Source organism: Pseudomonas citronellolis, from assembly GCF_001586155.1.
Classification (GTDB): domain Bacteria; phylum Pseudomonadota; class Gammaproteobacteria; order Pseudomonadales; family Pseudomonadaceae; genus Pseudomonas; species Pseudomonas citronellolis.
Genome location: NZ_CP014158.1, coordinates 827,210 through 843,701 on the forward strand (window position 1 = coordinate 827,210; position 16,492 = coordinate 843,701).

Genomic DNA, 16,492 nt, shown 5'->3' on the forward strand with positions numbered 1-16,492 from the left:
ATAGCAAATGAGCGTCAAGAAAGAAACCCGTCTGCGTCGCGCTCGCAAGGCACGCCTGAAGATGCGCGAGCTGGAAGCCGTACGCCTTTGCGTGTACCGCTCCTCCCAGCACATTTACGCCCAGGTCATCGCGGCCGACGGCGGCAAGGTCCTGGCCAGCGCCTCGACCCTGGACAAGGAACTGCGCGAAGGTGCCACCGGCAACGTCGACGCAGCCAAGAAAGTTGGTCAACTGGTCGCCGAACGCGCCAAGGCTGCCGGCGTCACTCAGGTGGCGTTCGACCGTTCTGGCTTCAAGTACCACGGCCGCATCAAGGCCCTGGCTGATGCCGCTCGCGAAGGCGGTCTGGAGTTCTAAGTTATGGCAAACAACGATCAAAAGCGCGACGAAGGCTACATCGAGAAGCTGGTTCAAGTTAACCGCGTCGCCAAAACCGTAAAAGGTGGCCGTATCTTCGCCTTCACCGCGCTGACCGTGGTTGGCGATGGCAAGGGCCGTGTTGGCTTCGGTCGTGGCAAGGCGCGTGAAGTGCCGGCCGCCATCCAGAAGGCCATGGAAGCTGCTCGCCGCAACATGATCCAGGTGGATCTGAACGGCACCACCCTGCAGTACCCGACCAAGTCCGCCCATGGCGCCTCCAAGGTGTACATGCAGCCGGCTTCCGAAGGTACCGGCATCATCGCCGGCGGCGCCATGCGTGCCGTCCTGGAAGTGGCCGGTGTGCAGAACGTTCTGGCCAAGTGCTACGGTTCGACCAACCCGGTCAACGTGGTATACGCCACCTTCAAGGGCCTGAAGAACATGCAGTCCCCTGAGTCGGTAGCGGCCAAGCGTGGCAAGAGCGTCGAGGAGATTCTCTAACCATGGCAACTGTCAAAGTTACCCTGATCAAAAGCCTGAACGGCCGTCTGGCCAATCACAAGGCCTGCGTCAAAGGCCTGGGCCTGCGTCGCATCAATCATACCGTCGAAGTTCAGGACACTCCTGAGAACCGCGGCATGATCAACAAGGCCTACTACCTGCTGCGTGTGGAGGGTTAATCCATGCAACTGAACGATCTGCGTTCCGCGCCGGGTGCCCGTCGCGAGAAGCTGCGTCCGGGCCGTGGCATCGGTAGCGGTCTGGGCAAGACCGGTGGCCGTGGTCACAAAGGTCAGACCTCGCGCTCCGGCGGCACCATCGCCCCGGGCTTCGAGGGTGGCCAGCAGCCGCTGCACCGTCGTCTGCCGAAGTTCGGCTTCAAGTCCCTGAAAGCCCTGGATCGCGCCGAGGTTCGTACCTCCGAGCTGGCCAAGGTCGAAGGCGAAGTCGTCACCGTGCAGGCCCTGAAGGATGCCAACGTGATCAACCGCAACGTACAGCGCGTCAAAGTCGTGCTGTCCGGTGAAGTTGCCCGCGCGGTCACCCTGAAAGGCATCGGCGCCACCAAGGGCGCTCGTGCGGCTATCGAAGCAGCTGGCGGCAAAATCGAGGACTAAATGGCTAAGCAAGGTGCTCTCTCTGCGCTGAGCAACGGTGGCGGTCTGTCCGAGCTCTGGGCACGTCTGCGTTTCCTGTTCCTGGCGATCATCGTCTATCGGATAGGTGCGCACATCCCGGTTCCGGGCATCAACCCCGATCGCTTGGCGGCACTGTTCCGGCAGAACGAGGGGACCATTCTTAGCCTCTTCAACATGTTTTCCGGCGGCGCGCTGGAGCGCATGAGTATCTTTGCACTGGGGATCATGCCGTACATCTCGGCGTCGATCATCATGCAGCTCATGACCGCTATCAGCCCGCAGCTGGAGCAGTTGAAGAAAGAGGGTGAGTCTGGGCGTCGCAAGATCAGCCAGTACACCCGCTACGCAACGCTCGTCCTGGCGCTCGTCCAGGCCATCGGCATGGCCGTTGGCCTGGGCAGCCAGGGCGTGGCCTTCTCCAATGACTTCGGCTTCTACTTCGTGGCAGTCACCACCTTCGTGGCGGGTGCGCTGTTCATGATGTGGCTGGGCGAGCAGATCACCGAGCGGGGCGTCGGCAATGGTATCTCCATGCTGATCTTCTCCGGGATCGTCGCCGGCCTGCCGCGCGCCATCGGGCAGTCCTTCGAGTCCGCCCGTCAAGGTGACATCAACATCTTCGCCCTGATCGCCGTAGGCCTGCTGGCCGTCGCGATCATCGCGTTCGTGGTGTTCATCGAGCGCGGTCAGCGCCGCATCGCCGTGCATTACGCCAAGCGCCAGCAAGGTCGCAAGGTGTTTGCCGCGCAGACCAGCCATCTGCCGCTGAAAGTGAACATGGCGGGCGTGATCCCGGCCATCTTCGCCAGCAGCATCCTGCTGTTCCCGGCGTCCCTGGGCGCCTGGTTCGGTCAGTCGGAGGGCCTGGGTTGGCTGCAGGACGTCGCGCAAGCGATCGCTCCGGGGCAGCCGCTGAACATTCTGCTGTTTAGTGCAGGGATCATCTTCTTCTGCTTCTTCTACACAGCGCTGATGTTCAATCCCAAGGACGTGGCGGAAAACCTCAAGAAGTCCGGTGCATTTATTCCGGGTATTCGTCCGGGCGAACAGTCCGCTCGCTACATCGATGGCGTGCTGACCCGTTTGACCATGTTCGGTGCCCTGTACATGACGGCGGTGTGCCTGTTGCCCCAGTTCCTGGTGGTGGCTGCCCACGTTCCGTTCTACCTCGGCGGGACCTCGTTGCTGATCGTGGTCGTGGTTGTGATGGACTTTATGGCCCAAGTACAATCGCACCTCGTTTCTCACCAGTACGAATCCCTCATGAAGAAAGCCAACCTGAAGGGTTATGGCGGCAGCAGCATGCTGCGCTGACCGGCCCGTAAGGTTAGTAGGAGTCACTGATGAAAGTTCGTGCATCGGTTAAGAAGCTGTGCCGCAACTGCAAGATCATCCGTCGCGAAGGCGTCGTTCGCGTGATCTGCAGCGCGGAGCCGCGTCACAAGCAGCGCCAAGGCTGAGTGTGATCCACGCGTTATAGCCCGGCAGCTAGTGCGCTGCCGGGTTGATTATTTGTTATTACAGCGCTAATATCCGCGCCCTTTCTTGGCTTCCTGGGCGCCGGGTAGCTGTCAATTGGAGTTTTTCTGAATGGCCCGTATTGCAGGCGTAAACATTCCGGATAACAAGCACACTGTTATCTCGCTGACCTACATCTATGGTGTAGGTCGCACCACCGCACAGAGCATCTGCGCTGCCACGGGCATCAGCCCGGTAGTGAAGATCAAGGACCTGAGCGAAGAGCAGATCGATTCGCTGCGCAACGAGGTGGCCAAGCTGACCACCGAAGGTGACCTGCGCCGCGAAATCAACATGAACATCAAGCGTCTGATGGACCTCGGTTGCTACCGCGGTCTGCGTCATCGTCGCGGTCTGCCGGTTCGCGGTCAGCGTACCAAGACCAACGCGCGCACCCGCAAGGGCCCGCGTAAGCCGATCCGCAAGTAATCGCTTAGGAATATAGTCATGGCAAAACCTGCTGCTCGTCCTCGCAAGAAAGTCAAAAAGACGGTGGTTGACGGGATCGCGCATATCCACGCGTCCTTCAACAACACCATCGTTACCATCACCGACCGTCAGGGCAACGCCCTGTCCTGGGCCACTTCCGGTGGTTCGGGCTTCCGCGGCTCGCGTAAGAGCACCCCGTTCGCTGCCCAGGTAGCGGCCGAGCGTGCCGGCCAGGCTGCTCTGGAATACGGTCTGAAGAACCTTGACGTCAACGTCAAAGGCCCGGGCCCGGGTCGCGAATCGGCTGTTCGTGCGCTGAATGCCTGCGGTTACAAGATCGCCAGCATCACCGACGTAACCCCGATCCCGCACAACGGCTGCCGCCCGCCGAAAAAGCGTCGCGTGTAATAGGAGACAGTGAGAAATGGCTCGTTACATTGGTCCCAAATGCAAACTGTCTCGCCGTGAAGGCACCGACCTGTTCCTGAAGAGCGGCGCTCGCGCGCTCGACTCCAAGTGCAAGGCCGAACAGGTTCCTGGCCAGCACGGCGCTCGCCGTGGCCGTCTGTCCGACTACGGTCTGCAGCTGCGTGAGAAGCAGAAAGTCCGCCGCATCTACGGCGTGCTGGAGCGTCAGTTCCGTGGCTACTACCAAGAGGCTTCCCGCCGCAAGGGCTCCACTGGTGAGAACCTGCTGCAACTGCTGGAATGCCGTCTGGACAACGTCGTCTATCGTATGGGCTTCGGTTCCACCCGTTCGGAATCCCGTCAGCTGGTGTCCCACAAGACCATCAGCGTGAACGGTCAGACCGTCAACATCCCGTCCTATCAGGTGAAGGCCGGCGACGTCGTTGCTGTTCGCGAGAAATCGAAGAACCAGCTGCGTATCGCTCAAGCCCTCGAACTGTGCGCCCAGCGCGGTCGCGTTGAGTGGGTCGAAGTGGACACCGACAAGAAGGCCGGTACCTTCAAGAGCGTTCCGGCTCGTGCCGACCTGTCCGCCGACATCAACGAAAACCTGATTGTCGAGCTCTACTCCAAGTAAGGGCTAGAAAATAGGTGCATCCATGCAGAGTTCGGTAAATGAGTTCCTGACCCCCCGCCACATCGATGTGCAGGTGGTCAGCCAAACCCGCGCCAAGATCACGCTCGAGCCTCTCGAGCGTGGCTTCGGCCATACCCTGGGCAACGCGCTGCGTCGCATCCTGTTGTCCTCCATGCCTGGCTGTGCAGTGGTCGAGGCCGAGATCGACGGCGTACTCCACGAGTACTCGGCGATCGAAGGTGTTCAGGAAGACGTCATCGAAATCCTGCTCAACCTGAAAGGTCTGGCCATCAAGCTGCACGGCCGTGACGAAGTGACGCTGACCCTGGCGAAAAAGGGCTCGGGTGTGGTGACCGCTGCCGATATTCAGCTGGATCATGATGTCGAGATCGTCAACGGTGACCATGTTATCGCCCACCTGGCCGATAACGGCGCGCTGAACATGAAGCTGAAAGTCGCTCGTGGCCGTGGCTACGAGCCGGCTGATGCCCGCTCGAGCGATGAAGACGAAAGCCGCAGCATCGGCCGTCTGCAGCTCGACGCCTCGTTCAGCCCCGTGCGTCGTGTTGCCTACGTGGTCGAGAACGCCCGTGTCGAACAGCGTACCAACCTGGACAAGCTGGTCCTCGATCTGGAAACCAACGGCACCCTGGACCCCGAAGAGGCTATCCGTCGCGCCGCTACCATCCTGCAACAGCAGCTGGCAGCGTTCGTGGACCTCAAGGGCGACAGCGAACCCGTCGTTGAAGAGCAGGAAGACGAGATCGATCCGATCCTGCTGCGTCCGGTCGATGACCTGGAGCTGACCGTTCGTTCGGCCAACTGCCTGAAGGCGGAGAACATCTACTACATCGGTGACCTGATCCAGCGCACCGAAGTAGAGCTGCTGAAAACTCCGAACCTGGGCAAGAAGTCCCTGACCGAAATCAAGGACGTTCTGGCCTCTCGCGGTCTGTCCCTCGGTATGCGCCTCGACAACTGGCCGCCGGCAAGTCTTAAGAAAGACGACAAGGCTACTGCCTGATCGTCGTAGCTACCGAACGTAAAGTTTGGAAAGGAATTGAACCATGCGCCATCGTAAAAGTGGTCGTCACCTGAGCCGCACCAGCGCGCACCGCAAGGCTATGTTCCAGAACATGGCTGTGTCGCTGTTCGAACACGAACTGATCAAAACCACCCTGCCCAAGGCCAAGGAACTGCGTCGCGTTGCCGAGCCGCTGATCACCCTGGCCAAGGAAGACAGCGTCGCCAACCGTCGTCTGGCTTTCGACCGTACCCGTTCGAAGGCTGCCGTAGGCAAGCTGTTTAACGAGCTGGGCAAGCGCTACGCCAACCGTCCGGGCGGCTACCTGCGCATCCTCAAGTGCGGTTTCCGCGCTGGCGACAACGCCCCCATGGCGTACGTCGAGCTGGTTGATCGTGCTGTCGGCGGCGAAGCGGTCGAAGCTGCTGAGTAAGGCGAACGCCACTCATGAAAAACCGGGCTCAGGCCCGGTTTTTTATTGCCCGCTGGAAATGTATCTCGTTCCCTTCGGCCCAGGATCCGCGCGTCTTGCAAGGCACTCTCGCGCCGGCGGGACTATCCTCGAATTGATGCGGGTCATGGTCGTCGAGGACCAAATTCTCTTCAATTATTCACCGGACTCATGGAGCTGACTGATGCAAGGCCATGCTGAAGTAATCGACTACCTCAATACCCTGCTGACCGGCGAGCTGGCCGCGCGCGACCAGTACTTCATCCACTCGCGCATGTACGAGGACTGGGGCTTCGCCAAGCTCTACGAGCGCCTCAACCACGAGATGGAAGAGGAAACCCAGCACGCCGACGCCCTGATCCGCCGCATCCTGTTGCTGGAGGGCACGCCGCGCATGCGTCCCGACGATATCCACCCGGGCCGTACCGTGCCGGAAATGCTCGAAGCCGACCTCAAGCTGGAGCGCCAGGTGCGTGCTGCCCTGGCCAAGGGCATCGCGCTGTGCGAACAGCACAAGGACTTCGTCAGCCGCGACATGCTCAAGGTCCAGTTGGCCGACACCGAGGAAGACCACGCCTACTGGCTGGAGCAGCAACTCGGGCTGATCGCCAAGATGGGCCTGGAGAACTACCTGCAGTCGCAGATATGAGGTTTCGTCTGCAATGAAAGAAGCCCCTCGCGCCTATCGGTCGCAGGGGCTTTTTTGTTTCCACCAGGCGCGCCAGGGGGAGGATTCCGGTGCTGTATTTCCGTTGTTCGGGAGGCTATCGCGCACGGTTCTGCTAAGAGACAAAAACTATCGTGCCGTTGCTTTTCATAAATTGGTCCCCCCAGCGGAGCGGTACTAGTCTTAATCCACCGTCGGCAGCTGTCGACCAGACCGACCCGATGAGGACAAAGGAGAAAGCAATGTCGAATGAATCGAAATGCCCGTTCCATTATGTTGCTGGTGGCGGTACTACCAACGAGGACTGGTGGCCGAATCAACTGAAGTTGGACCTACTGAACCAGCATTCGGAAAGATCCAACCCGTTGGGTGAGAAGTTCAACTACCGCGACGAGTTCAAGAAACTCGACTACTCGGCCCTGAAGGCCGACCTGAAGCACATGATGACCGACTCCCAGGAATGGTGGCCGGCCGACTGGGGCCACTACGGTGGCCTGATGATCCGCATGGCCTGGCACGCCGCCGGGACCTACCGTATCGCCGATGGCCGCGGCGGCGTGGGCCGCGCCCAACAGCGCTTCGCCCCGCTGAACTCCTGGCCGGACAACGTCAGCCTGGACAAGGCGCGGCGCCTGCTGTGGCCGATCAAGCAGAAATACGGCCAGAAGATCTCCTGGGGCGACCTGATGGTGCTCGCCGGCAACGTGGCTCTGGAAAGCATGGGGTTCCGTACCTTCGGCTTCGGCGCCGGCCGCGAAGACGTATGGGAGCCGGACAACGACGTCAACTGGGGCGACGAGAAGACCTGGCTCGTCCACCGCGACCCCGAGGCCCTGGCCAAGAACCCCCTGGCGGCCACCGAGATGGGTCTGATCTATGTGAACCCCGAAGGCCCCAATGCCAGCGGTGACCCGTTGTCGGCCGCGCCCGCCATCCGTGCGACCTTCGGCAATATGGCGATGAACGACGAAGAGATCGTTGCCCTGATCGCCGGTGGCCATACCCTCGGCAAGACCCACGGTGCCGGCTCGGCGGACCACGTCGGCGCTCCCCCGGAAGACGCCCCCCTCGAGCAGCAGGGCCTGGGCTGGGCCAGCAGCTATGGCTCCGGCGTCGGCGCCGACGCCATCACCTCCGGCATCGAGGTGGTATGGACGCAAACGCCCACCCAGTGGAGCAACTTCTTCTTCGAGAACCTGTTCAAGTACGAATGGGAACAGACCCGCTCGCCCGCCGGGGCCATCCAGTGGGTCGCCAAGGATGCGCCGGAGATCATTCCTGATCCCTTCGATCCGTCGAAGAAGCGCAAGCCCACCATGCTCACCACCGACCTGACGCTGCGCTTCGACCCGGAATTCGGGAAAATCTCCAAGCGCTTCCTCGATGACCCGCAGGCCTTCGCCGATGCGTTCGCCCGCGCCTGGTTCAAGCTGACCCACCGCGACATGGGGCCGAAGGCCCGCTACCTCGGCCCGGAAGTACCGAAGGAAGACCTGATCTGGCAGGACCCGCTGCCGCCGGCCACGCACAACCCGAGCGCCGCGGACATCGCCGACCTGAAGGCGAAGATCGCCGAGTCCGGCCTGTCGATCGCCGAGCTGGTGTCCACCGCCTGGGCCTCGGCCTCCACCTTCCGCGGTGGCGACAAGCGCGGCGGTGCCAATGGCGCGCGCATTCGCCTGGCGCCGCAGAAGGATTGGGAGGTCAACAATCCGCAGCAGCTCGCCAAGGTATTGGCCAAGCTCGACGAGATCCAGCGGTTCTCCGGCAAGGCCTCGCTGGCCGACGTGATCGTGCTGGCCGGTAACGTGGGTGTCGAGCAGGCCGCCAAGGCTGCCGGCGTGAACATCGAGGTGCCCTTCGCTCCGGGCCGCGCGGATGCCCGCCAGGACCAGACCGACGTCGAGTCCTTCGAGGTGCTCGAACCCATCGCCGATGGCTTCCGCAACTACAAGAGCGCCAATCCCGGCGCGTCCACCGAGGCACTGCTGGTCGACAAGGCCCAGTTGCTGACCCTGACCGCTCCGGAAATGACCGTGCTCGTCGGCGGCCTGCGCATGCTGGGGGCCAACTACGACGGTAGCGCCCATGGCGTGTTCACCGACCGGCCCGGCGTGCTCAGCAACGACTTCTTCGTCAACCTGCTGGACATGGGGACCGTCTGGGCGCCGGTGGACGGCTCCGCGGAGGTCTTCGAGGGCCGGGCCCGCAAGGGCGGCGAGCTGAAGTGGACCGCTACCCGTGCCGACCTGATCTTTGGTTCGCACTCGGTGCTGCGTGCGCTGGCCGAGGTCTACGCCAGCAGCGATGCCAAGGAGAAGTTCGTGAAGGACTTCGTCGCCGCCTGGACCAAGGTGATGAACCTGGACCGCTTCGATCTGGCCTGATGTTCTTGGGCTGGGAAGAAAAGGCGCCGCTTTGGCGGTAGCAGTGGCCACTTGAAAGAAAATGCCGTTTCCCTTTTACGGGGAAGCGGCATTTTCATGTGGGTTGCCGGCTGCTTCGAGGTGCTTTTCGTAGGATGGGTTGAGCTTGCGAAACCCATGCGGCCATCGGTGATGGGTATCGCTTCGCTCAACGCCATCCTACGAAAAGCTACGCTCGCTCCTACGCCGCCCAGGCTATGACATTGCCATGTGGACTCACTGGCCCCCCGGACGCCCGGGGGCACGGACAGCCCCTTTCAGCAGTCAGGCCCGATCGCGCTCCAGCAGTGGCTTGAGGAAGCGCCCGGTGTGCGACGCTTCCATCTCCGCCACCTGCTCCGGCGTGCCGCTGGCGATGATCTGGCCGCCCTTGGAGCCGCCCTCGGGGCCGAGGTCGACCAGCCAGTCGGCGGTCTTGATCACGTCCAGGTTGTGCTCGATCACCACCACCGTGTTGCCGTGGTCGCGCAGGCGGTGCAGCACGTCGAGCAGTTGCTGGATGTCCGCGAAGTGCAGGCCGGTGGTCGGTTCGTCGAGGATGTACAGGGTCTTGCCGGTGTCGCGCTTGGATAGCTCGCGGGACAGCTTCACCCGCTGCGCCTCGCCGCCGGACAGGGTGGTCGCGCTCTGCCCCAGCTTGATGTACGACAGGCCCACGTCGATCAGCGTCTGCAGCTTGCGGGCGATGGCCGGCACGGCGTCGAAGAACGCGCGGGCGTCCTCGATGGTCATGTCCAGCACCTCGGTGATGCTCTTGCCCTTGTAGCGGATCTCCAGCGTCTCGCGGTTGTAGCGCTTGCCCTTGCAGACGTCGCAGGGCACGTAGATATCCGGCAGGAAGTGCATCTCCACCTTGATCACGCCGTCGCCCTGGCAGGCCTCGCAGCGGCCGCCCTTGACGTTGAACGAGAAGCGCCCCGGGCCGTAGCCACGGGAGCGGGCTTCCGGCACCCCGGCGAACAGCTCGCGGATCGGGGTGAACAGGCCGGTGTAGGTCGCCGGGTTGGAGCGTGGCGTGCGACCGATCGGGCTCTGGTCGATGTCCACGACCTTGTCCAGGTGCTGCAGGCCGTCGAAGGAGTCGTAGGGCGCGACTTCCAGGCTGGTGGCGCCGTTCAGCGCGGTGGCGGTGATCGGGAACAGGGTGTTGTTGATCAGCGTCGACTTGCCCGAGCCGGACACGCCGGTGACGCAGGTGAACAGGCCGACCGGGAGCTCCAGGTTGACGTTGCGCAGGTTGTTGCCGCGCGCGCCCTTGAGCTTGAGCAACTGCTTCTTGTTGCGCGGCGTGCGCTGCGCCGGCACCACGATCTTCTGGCGGCCGGAGAGGTACTTGCCGGTCACCGAGTCCGGGTGGCTCATGACCTGCTCGGGCGTGCCTTCGGCGACGATCTGCCCGCCATGCACGCCGGCGCCGGGGCCGATGTCGACCACGTAGTCGGCGAGGCGGATGGCGTCCTCGTCGTGCTCCACCACTATCACCGTGTTGCCCAGGTTGCGCAGGTGGGTGAGGGTGGCCAGCAGGCGTTCGTTGTCGCGCTGGTGCAGGCCGATGGAGGGCTCGTCGAGGATGTACATCACCCCCACCAGGCCCGCGCCGATCTGGCTGGCCAGGCGGATGCGCTGGGCCTCGCCGCCGGACAGGGTGTCGGCGCTGCGGTCGAGGGTCAGGTAGTCGAGGCCGACGTTGACCAGGAACTGCAGGCGCTCGCGGATTTCCTTGAGAATCTTCGCCGCGATCTCGCCGCGGCGGCCGGTCAGGGTCAGGCCGGCGGCGTATTCGCTGGCCTCGCCCACCGGCATCGCGGTGACCGCCGGCAGCGTCTTGTCGCCCACCCAGACGTGGCGCGCCTCGCGGCGCAGGCGGGTGCCGTGGCAGTCCGGGCAGGGCTGGGTGCTGAGGAACTTGGCCAGCTCCTCGCGCACGGTCATGGACTCGGTCTCGCGGTAGCGGCGCTCCAGATTCGGCAGGATGCCCTCGAAGGGGTGCGCGCGCTTGACGATGTCGCCGCGGTCGTTGAGGTAGCGGAACTCGACGTTCTCGCGTCCCGAGCCGCCGAGGATGAACTTCTGGTGCTCGGGCGAGAGTTCCTGGAAGGGCACCTCCAGGCTGAAGCCGAAATGCGCGGCCAGCGAGCCGAGCATCTGGAAGTAATAGACGTTGCGCCTGTCCCAGCCACGGATGGCGCCCTCGGCCAGGGTCAGCTCGCCGTTGACCACCCGGCGCGCGTCGAAGAACTGCTTCACGCCCAGGCCGTCGCAGGTGGGGCAGGCGCCGGCGGGGTTGTTGAAGGAGAACAGCTTGGGTTCCAGCTCGCTGATGGAGTGGCCGCACACCGGGCAGGCGAAGCGCGCGGAGAAGATCATCTCCTCGCCTTCTTCGCCCTGCTTTTTGTCATCTTCGTCGGGAAGGGGTGCTACCAGGGCGATGCCGTCGGCCAGGTTGATGGCCGTCTCGAAGGATTCCGCCAGGCGCTGCTGCAGGTCGCCGCGGACCTTGAAGCGGTCCACCACCACGTCGATGGAGTGCTTCTGCTTCTTGTCCAGCTTGGGCAGCTCGTCCAGCTCGTAGAGCTTGCCGTCGACCCGCGCGCGGACGAAGCCCTGGGCACGCATTTCGTCGAACACCGCCAGGTGCTCGCCCTTGCGCTCGCGGATCACCGGGGCCAGCAGCATCAGCCGGCGGCCTTCGGGCAGCGCCAGCACCTGGTCGACCATCTGGCTGACGGTCTGCGCCTCCAGCGGGATGTCGTGGTCCGGACAGCGCGGGATGCCGACGCGGGCGTAGAGCAGGCGCAGGTAGTCGTAGATCTCGGTGATGGTGCCCACGGTGGAGCGCGGGTTGTGCGAGGTGGACTTCTGCTCGATGGAAATCGCCGGCGACAGGCCCTCGATGGTGTCGACGTCGGGTTTTTCCATCATCGAGAGGAACTGCCGGGCATAGGCCGACAGGGATTCCACGTAGCGGCGCTGGCCTTCGGCGTAGAGCGTGTCGAAGGCCAGGGACGACTTGCCGGAGCCGGACAGGCCGGTGATCACGATCAGCTTGTCGCGCGGCAGGGTCAGGTCGATGTTCTTCAGGTTGTGGGTACGTGCCCCACGGATGAGGATCTTGTCCACAGCGGCCTCGCATGGCGGGCGAAAACCGTTGAGTATACGTTTCCCCGGCAGTACGCGGCAAAGTGGCGCGTCTGTGCCTCCGGGCGGCTGGGCTGCTAGAATGCCCGGCTATTTTTCGGCGTCGGCGGCAGCCGGCCATCCGGGAACGGATGGGCACGCCATTGCGGGGGCAAGAAGCACAGCCCGCTCCAGTCATTCCCCTGAGGGACTTATGCACGACACCCACACTGAGCGCATGAGTGGCACCGAAACCCGCGCGGCCGTCGGCCTTTCCCTGGTCTTCGCGTTCCGCATGCTCGGCATGTTCATGGTCCTGCCGGTCCTGGCCACCTACGGCCAGGACCTGGCCGGCGCGACCCCGGCACTGATCGGCCTGGCCATCGGCGCCTACGGCCTGACCCAGGCCATCCTGCAGATTCCCCTGGGCACCCTGTCCGACCGCATCGGCCGCCGGCCGATCATCGTCGTCGGCCTGCTGGTGTTCGCCCTCGGCGCGGCCGTGGCGGCCAACGCCGACAGCATCTGGGGCGTGATCGCCGGGCGGGTGATCCAGGGCGCCGGGGCGATCTCCGCTGCGGTGATGGCGATGCTCTCGGACCTGACCCGCGAGCAGCACCGCACCAAGGCCATGGCCACCATCGGCATGAGCATCGGCGTGTCCTTCGCCGTGGCCATGGTCGCCGGCCCCGTGCTGACGCACCTGTTCGGCCTGCACGGGCTGTTCTGGTTCACCGCCGGCATGGCCCTGGTCGGCCTGCTGATGATCCTGTTCTTCGTGCCGACCCCGGACCACCGCCTGCAGCACCGTGAGTCCAGCGTCGCCGGCCAGGCGCTGCTGCCGACCCTGAAGAACGCCGAGCTGCTGCGACTGGACGCCGGCATCCTGGTGCTGCACGCGATCCTCATGGCCAGCTTCGTGGCTCTGCCGCTGGCCCTGGTGGAACGCGCCGGGCTGCCCAAGGAAGAACACTGGTGGGTCTACCTGACCGCGCTGCTGGTGGGCTTCTTCGGCATGGTGCCGTTCATCATCTACGCCGAGAAGAAGCGCCAGATGAAGCGCGTGCTGGCCGGTGCGGTGGCCACCCTGATGCTCTGCGAGCTGTTCTTCTGGGAATTCGGATACAGCCTGAAGGAACTGCTGTTCGGCATCGTCGTCTACTTCACCGCGTTCAACCTGCTGGAAGCCTCGCTGCCGTCTCTGGTGAGCAAGGTCTCGCCGGCCGGCGGCAAGGGCACGGCGATGGGCGTGTACTCCACCAGCCAGTTCCTCGGCGCCGCCGTGGGCGGCATCCTGGGCGGCTGGATGTTCCAGCACGGCGGGTTGGACGGGGTGTTCATCGGCTGCGCCGTGCTGGCTGCCATATGGCTGGCGATTGCTGTTACCATGCGCGAACCGCCGTATGTAACGAGCATCCGCCTGCCCCTGTCCGACGAGGCGCTGGGCGATGCCTCGTTGGCCGAGCGTTTCAAGGCATTGCCCGGTGTGAGCGATGTGATGGTGGTCGCCGAAGAGGCCGCCGCTTATGTCAAAGTAGATTCCCAACAAGTGGATCGCACGTCCCTCGAACGCCTGGCAGGCATCGAGCCGGCGACGTGCTGAAGCCTTTAGGAGAGCGTCATGGCCCGTGGGGTTAACAAAGTCATTCTGGTTGGTAACGTCGGTGGCGATCCGGAAACCCGCTACCTGCCCAACGGCAACGCGGTGACCAACGTCACCCTGGCCACCAGCGAGAGCTGGAAGGACAAGCAGACCGGCCAGCAGCAGGAACGTACCGAATGGCACCGCGTGGTGTTCTTCGGCCGCCTGGCGGAGATCGTCGCCGAGTACGTGCGCAAGGGCTCGCAGATCTACGTCGAAGGCAGCCTGCGCACCCGCAAGTGGCAGGGCCAGGACGGTCAGGACCGCTACACCACCGAGATCGTGGTAGACATCAACGGTAACATGCAACTGCTCGGCGGCCGTCCGGGCGCCGGTGGCGACGACGCCCCGCGCGCGCCGCGCGAACCCCAGCAGCGCCCGCAACAGGCCCCGCGCCCGGCGCCGCAACAACAGGCCGCCCCGGCTCCGCAGCCGGCCGCCGACTACGACAGCTTCGACGACGACATTCCGTTCTAAGCGTCGGACAGGTCCGAAAAAGCCCGGCATTCCCTTTGGGGATGCCGGGCTTTTTCATGCCTGCAGAGCGTCGGCTGTCTTGCCGTGCTCTTCGTAGGAGCGAGCTTGCTCGCGAACAGATTCGGTGCCGAAGCGGTTCGCGAGCAAGCTCGCTCCTACGAGGAAACTCCATGCCTCACAGCAAATTGTAGGAGCGGGCCCTGCCCGCGATTTCGCGCGCAGGGCGCGCTCCTACATGGGAATGGTACGGGTGGGGCAGCGTAGGAGCGGATCTCATCCGCGAATCGCGCCGGAACCTCCGGCTATCGCGGACAAGGTCCGCTCCTACGAGGAAACTCCATGCCTCACAGCAAATTGTAGGAGCGGGCCCTGCCCGCGATTTCGCGCGCAGGGCGCGCTATTACATGGGAATGGCACGGGTGGGGCGGCGTAGGAGCGGATCTCATCCGCGATCCGCGCCGGATCGTCCGGCTATCGACACCTCGTAGGATGGTGTTGAGCGAAGCGATACCCATCGCCACCGCCGCATGGGTTTCGCAGGCTCAACCCATCCTACGAAAAGCGCCCCGGCGCGGTGGGCACGGCAATTGCCTCGCGTTCCCCACGTTTTTCGCAAAAAACCTTTGCTGACTCGGCTATTTCGTTAGCTGGCTAATTAAGTGATTCTGACTCTCCGCCTTGATGCAAGTCAAACAACGGAGAAGAACCCATGAGCGTAGTTGTCACCGAGCGCGACGAAGACCATAAATCCCGCGAATTCCGTGCCCTCGGCCGGCGCTGCTGGGACGTGCACCAGCAGGGCCTGCTGGTCGGCGTGTTCTACAGCGAGCAGGAGGCCCACGCCTACCGCGAGAGTCTGGAGCAGGACGAGACGCGGCGCCACGCCCAGGCGGCGGAGCGCTTCTGAAGACCGGCGGGGCCAGGCGCCGGCCTGGCCCCGCTGCCGATCAGAAGTAGTAGCCGATGTTCAGGTTGGTGCGGAAGTACCAGTCGTTGCTGCCCGAGGAGGTGGTCGAGGTCCAGCCCGTGCCGTTCTCCGCGCCGCCCCAGGGGTTGGCGTTGCGCGCCCAGGTGAAGTCCAGCCAGGCCATCACCGGCAGGGCGAAGAACTGGATGCCGGCGGTGTACATCTGCGAGTCGTCCCAGCCGCTCTTGTCCTTCCACAGCCGGCTGTAGTCGTTGTACAGCTTCACCTTCTTCACCGGCCCCAGCCAGGGCGTGGCGAGGTCGTAGCCGACGTTGAGCCCGCCGATGCTGCCCTTGGCCGCGACCAGGAAGGCCGGGGTCAGGCCGTTGCCGCCCATGAGCACGGAATCGTCGCTGACGCCGCCGGGGTTATTCGGATCGTATTCGTAGCGGATCGCCTGGCTCGAGATCGTCCAGGGGCCGTTCTTGAACACCGCGTGGGCGCCGGCCGCCCAGAAGCTGCCGTTGTCGTCGGTGGTGGCGTTGTACAGCCGCGAGGCGGCCAGGGACGCGCCCAGCTCGTTGTTCCAGTCGCCGGCCTGGAAGCTGCGCGCCAGGCGCAGGTTGACCTGGTCGCGCTTCTCGTTGTCCTGGCGGCCGTGCAGCGCCGGGATGGCGTTGTCCTTGAGGTCCGCATAGCGCCCGACTTCCGGGGCGTAGCGGATGCTCGACGGCAGCATGCGCGGGTAGTAGGCGGCCTGGAAGTCCCAGTCGCTGTCCTTGTAGCCGTACTTCAGGCCGGTGCCGGTATTCACGCCGAAGCCGAGGAAGAACGGGATGTGGTAGCTCCAGCCGAACTGCGGGTAGGGCAGCAGGCCGAAGGGCCTGGCCGGCGCGCCCACCTGCAGGTCGGAACGCTCGTCGAAGCGGTAGCCGAGGTAGGCGCGGTCCACCGCGCGCTTGTTGCGGTCCTGGAACCAGTAGCCGGCGTCGAGGCTGAACTGCTGGTAGCGGCCCTGCACGTCCAGGCGGAAGGTGTCGAACAGCCAGCGCGCCGGGCGGTTGATGCTGCTGTCCCAGTCCTCGTAGCGGTAGTTGGCGCGCAGCGCGCCGCCGACGTCCAGGCTGGCGTCGCCGTCCTCGCTGCGCCAGGAGATGTGCGGGAAGGGCTTGTTCTGCATGCCCTGGCTGATGGTCGGCGCCGGGCCGGGCTCGGCGGCGAAGAGCAGCGGAGCGTGTGCCAGCGCGAATGCGGCCAGCAGGGTGGGTCTCAACATGGAAGCGTCACCT

18 protein-coding genes are annotated in these 16,492 nt (G+C 63.9%); 16 read left to right on the plus strand and 2 right to left on the minus strand.

Annotated features, from left to right (window positions below; all coding sequences use genetic code 11):
• Positions 1–7: 7 nt before the first annotated feature.
• The 13 genes from rplR to katG all read left to right on the plus strand — a co-directional run bounded on the left by rplR (position 8) and on the right by katG (position 9,021).
• Positions 8–358, plus strand: a complete 351-nt coding sequence (rplR, locus tag PcP3B5_RS03800) for a 50S ribosomal protein L18 (protein ID WP_009617172.1) — start codon at positions 8–10, stop codon at positions 356–358.
• A 3-nt stretch (positions 359–361) separates the two neighbouring features.
• A complete protein-coding gene (gene rpsE / locus PcP3B5_RS03805; protein ID WP_009617173.1) occupies positions 362–862 on the plus strand; it encodes a 30S ribosomal protein S5 in 501 nt (166 codons plus the stop codon).
• Between the two features lie 2 nt (positions 863–864).
• Entirely contained in the window at positions 865–1,041 is a 177-nt protein-coding gene (gene rpmD / locus PcP3B5_RS03810; protein ID WP_009617174.1) for a 50S ribosomal protein L30, read from the plus strand.
• Between the two features lie 3 nt (positions 1,042–1,044).
• On the plus strand, positions 1,045–1,479 hold the full coding sequence (rplO, locus tag PcP3B5_RS03815) for a 50S ribosomal protein L15 (protein ID WP_009617175.1): 435 nt from the start codon (positions 1,045–1,047) through the stop codon (positions 1,477–1,479).
• On the plus strand, positions 1,480–2,814 hold the full coding sequence (gene secY / locus PcP3B5_RS03820; RefSeq protein ID WP_009617177.1) for a preprotein translocase subunit SecY: 1,335 nt from the start codon (positions 1,480–1,482) through the stop codon (positions 2,812–2,814).
• A gap of 29 nt (positions 2,815–2,843) precedes the next feature.
• A complete protein-coding gene (gene rpmJ, locus PcP3B5_RS30490; RefSeq protein ID WP_002555468.1) occupies positions 2,844–2,960 on the plus strand; it encodes a 50S ribosomal protein L36 in 117 nt (38 codons plus the stop codon).
• Positions 2,961–3,090: 130 nt separating this feature from the next.
• Positions 3,091–3,447 carry a 30S ribosomal protein S13 gene (rpsM, locus tag PcP3B5_RS03825; RefSeq protein WP_009617178.1) on the plus strand — a complete coding sequence of 119 codons (357 nt, stop codon included), beginning with the start codon at positions 3,091–3,093 and terminating at the stop codon, positions 3,445–3,447.
• A gap of 18 nt (positions 3,448–3,465) precedes the next feature.
• Positions 3,466–3,855 (plus strand): 30S ribosomal protein S11, encoded by a 390-nt coding sequence (rpsK, locus tag PcP3B5_RS03830; RefSeq protein ID WP_003093689.1) that lies wholly within the window; start codon positions 3,466–3,468, stop codon positions 3,853–3,855.
• 16 nt (positions 3,856–3,871) lie between these two features.
• Positions 3,872–4,492 carry a 30S ribosomal protein S4 gene (gene rpsD / locus PcP3B5_RS03835; protein ID WP_009617181.1) on the plus strand — a complete coding sequence of 207 codons (621 nt, stop codon included), beginning with the start codon at positions 3,872–3,874 and terminating at the stop codon, positions 4,490–4,492.
• 22 nt (positions 4,493–4,514) lie between these two features.
• A complete protein-coding gene (locus PcP3B5_RS03840; RefSeq protein ID WP_009617182.1) occupies positions 4,515–5,516 on the plus strand; it encodes a DNA-directed RNA polymerase subunit alpha in 1,002 nt (333 codons plus the stop codon).
• A gap of 43 nt (positions 5,517–5,559) precedes the next feature.
• Entirely contained in the window at positions 5,560–5,949 is a 390-nt protein-coding gene (gene rplQ, locus PcP3B5_RS03845; protein WP_009617183.1) for a 50S ribosomal protein L17, read from the plus strand.
• A gap of 202 nt (positions 5,950–6,151) precedes the next feature.
• Positions 6,152–6,616: a bacterioferritin gene (bfr, locus tag PcP3B5_RS03850; RefSeq protein ID WP_009617184.1), complete on the plus strand. Its 465-nt coding sequence runs from the start codon at positions 6,152–6,154 to the stop codon at positions 6,614–6,616.
• Between the two features lie 260 nt (positions 6,617–6,876).
• Positions 6,877–9,021, plus strand: coding sequence for a catalase/peroxidase HPI (gene katG / locus PcP3B5_RS03855; protein WP_009617185.1), 2,145 nt, complete (start codon positions 6,877–6,879; stop codon positions 9,019–9,021).
• A gap of 303 nt (positions 9,022–9,324) precedes the next feature.
• On the opposite strand, the gene uvrA is transcribed toward katG, so the two are convergent.
• On the minus strand, positions 9,325–12,180 hold the full coding sequence (gene uvrA, locus PcP3B5_RS03860) for an excinuclease ABC subunit UvrA (RefSeq protein WP_009617186.1): 2,856 nt from the start codon (positions 12,178–12,180) through the stop codon (positions 9,325–9,327).
• Between the two features lie 211 nt (positions 12,181–12,391).
• On the opposite strand from uvrA, the gene PcP3B5_RS03865 reads away from it, so the two are divergent.
• The 3 genes from PcP3B5_RS03865 (at position 12,392) to PcP3B5_RS03875 (ending at position 15,203) form a co-directional block, all read left to right on the plus strand.
• Positions 12,392–13,780 carry an MFS transporter gene (locus tag PcP3B5_RS03865; RefSeq protein WP_058488427.1) on the plus strand — a complete coding sequence of 463 codons (1,389 nt, stop codon included), beginning with the start codon at positions 12,392–12,394 and terminating at the stop codon, positions 13,778–13,780.
• Positions 13,781–13,798: 18 nt separating this feature from the next.
• Positions 13,799–14,296, plus strand: coding sequence for a single-stranded DNA-binding protein (ssb, locus tag PcP3B5_RS03870; protein ID WP_009617188.1), 498 nt, complete (start codon positions 13,799–13,801; stop codon positions 14,294–14,296).
• Between the two features lie 709 nt (positions 14,297–15,005).
• Entirely contained in the window at positions 15,006–15,203 is a 198-nt protein-coding gene (locus PcP3B5_RS03875) for a hypothetical protein (RefSeq protein WP_058071805.1), read from the plus strand.
• Positions 15,204–15,243: 40 nt separating this feature from the next.
• Here PcP3B5_RS03875 and PcP3B5_RS03880 read toward each other — a convergent pair whose 3' ends face one another.
• Positions 15,244–16,479 (minus strand): hypothetical protein, encoded by a 1,236-nt coding sequence (locus PcP3B5_RS03880; protein WP_058071804.1) that lies wholly within the window; start codon positions 16,477–16,479, stop codon positions 15,244–15,246.
• Between the last annotated feature and the right edge of the window lie 13 nt (positions 16,480–16,492).

What these genes read in the sequence shown, in the direction of transcription:
- rplR (WP_009617172.1), top strand. Translation starts at nt 8, where the DNA reads ATGAGCGTCAAGAAAGAAACCCGTCTGCGTCGCGCTCGCAAGGCACGC.
- rpsE (WP_009617173.1), top strand. Translation starts at nt 362, where the DNA reads ATGGCAAACAACGATCAAAAGCGCGACGAAGGCTACATCGAGAAGCTG.
- rpmD (WP_009617174.1), top strand. Translation starts at nt 865, where the DNA reads ATGGCAACTGTCAAAGTTACCCTGATCAAAAGCCTGAACGGCCGTCTG.
- rplO (WP_009617175.1), top strand. Translation starts at nt 1,045, where the DNA reads ATGCAACTGAACGATCTGCGTTCCGCGCCGGGTGCCCGTCGCGAGAAG.
- secY (WP_009617177.1), top strand. Translation starts at nt 1,480, where the DNA reads ATGGCTAAGCAAGGTGCTCTCTCTGCGCTGAGCAACGGTGGCGGTCTG.
- rpmJ (WP_002555468.1), top strand. Translation starts at nt 2,844, where the DNA reads ATGAAAGTTCGTGCATCGGTTAAGAAGCTGTGCCGCAACTGCAAGATC.
- rpsM (WP_009617178.1), top strand. Translation starts at nt 3,091, where the DNA reads ATGGCCCGTATTGCAGGCGTAAACATTCCGGATAACAAGCACACTGTT.
- rpsK (WP_003093689.1), top strand. Translation starts at nt 3,466, where the DNA reads ATGGCAAAACCTGCTGCTCGTCCTCGCAAGAAAGTCAAAAAGACGGTG.
- rpsD (WP_009617181.1), top strand. Translation starts at nt 3,872, where the DNA reads ATGGCTCGTTACATTGGTCCCAAATGCAAACTGTCTCGCCGTGAAGGC.
- PcP3B5_RS03840 (WP_009617182.1), top strand. Translation starts at nt 4,515, where the DNA reads ATGCAGAGTTCGGTAAATGAGTTCCTGACCCCCCGCCACATCGATGTG.
- rplQ (WP_009617183.1), top strand. Translation starts at nt 5,560, where the DNA reads ATGCGCCATCGTAAAAGTGGTCGTCACCTGAGCCGCACCAGCGCGCAC.
- bfr (WP_009617184.1), top strand. Translation starts at nt 6,152, where the DNA reads ATGCAAGGCCATGCTGAAGTAATCGACTACCTCAATACCCTGCTGACC.
- katG (WP_009617185.1), top strand. Translation starts at nt 6,877, where the DNA reads ATGTCGAATGAATCGAAATGCCCGTTCCATTATGTTGCTGGTGGCGGT.
- PcP3B5_RS03865 (WP_058488427.1), top strand. Translation starts at nt 12,392, where the DNA reads ATGCACGACACCCACACTGAGCGCATGAGTGGCACCGAAACCCGCGCG.
- ssb (WP_009617188.1), top strand. Translation starts at nt 13,799, where the DNA reads ATGGCCCGTGGGGTTAACAAAGTCATTCTGGTTGGTAACGTCGGTGGC.
- PcP3B5_RS03875 (WP_058071805.1), top strand. Translation starts at nt 15,006, where the DNA reads ATGAGCGTAGTTGTCACCGAGCGCGACGAAGACCATAAATCCCGCGAA.
- PcP3B5_RS03880 (WP_058071804.1), bottom strand. Translation starts at nt 16,479, where the DNA reads ATGTTGAGACCCACCCTGCTGGCCGCATTCGCGCTGGCACACGCTCCG.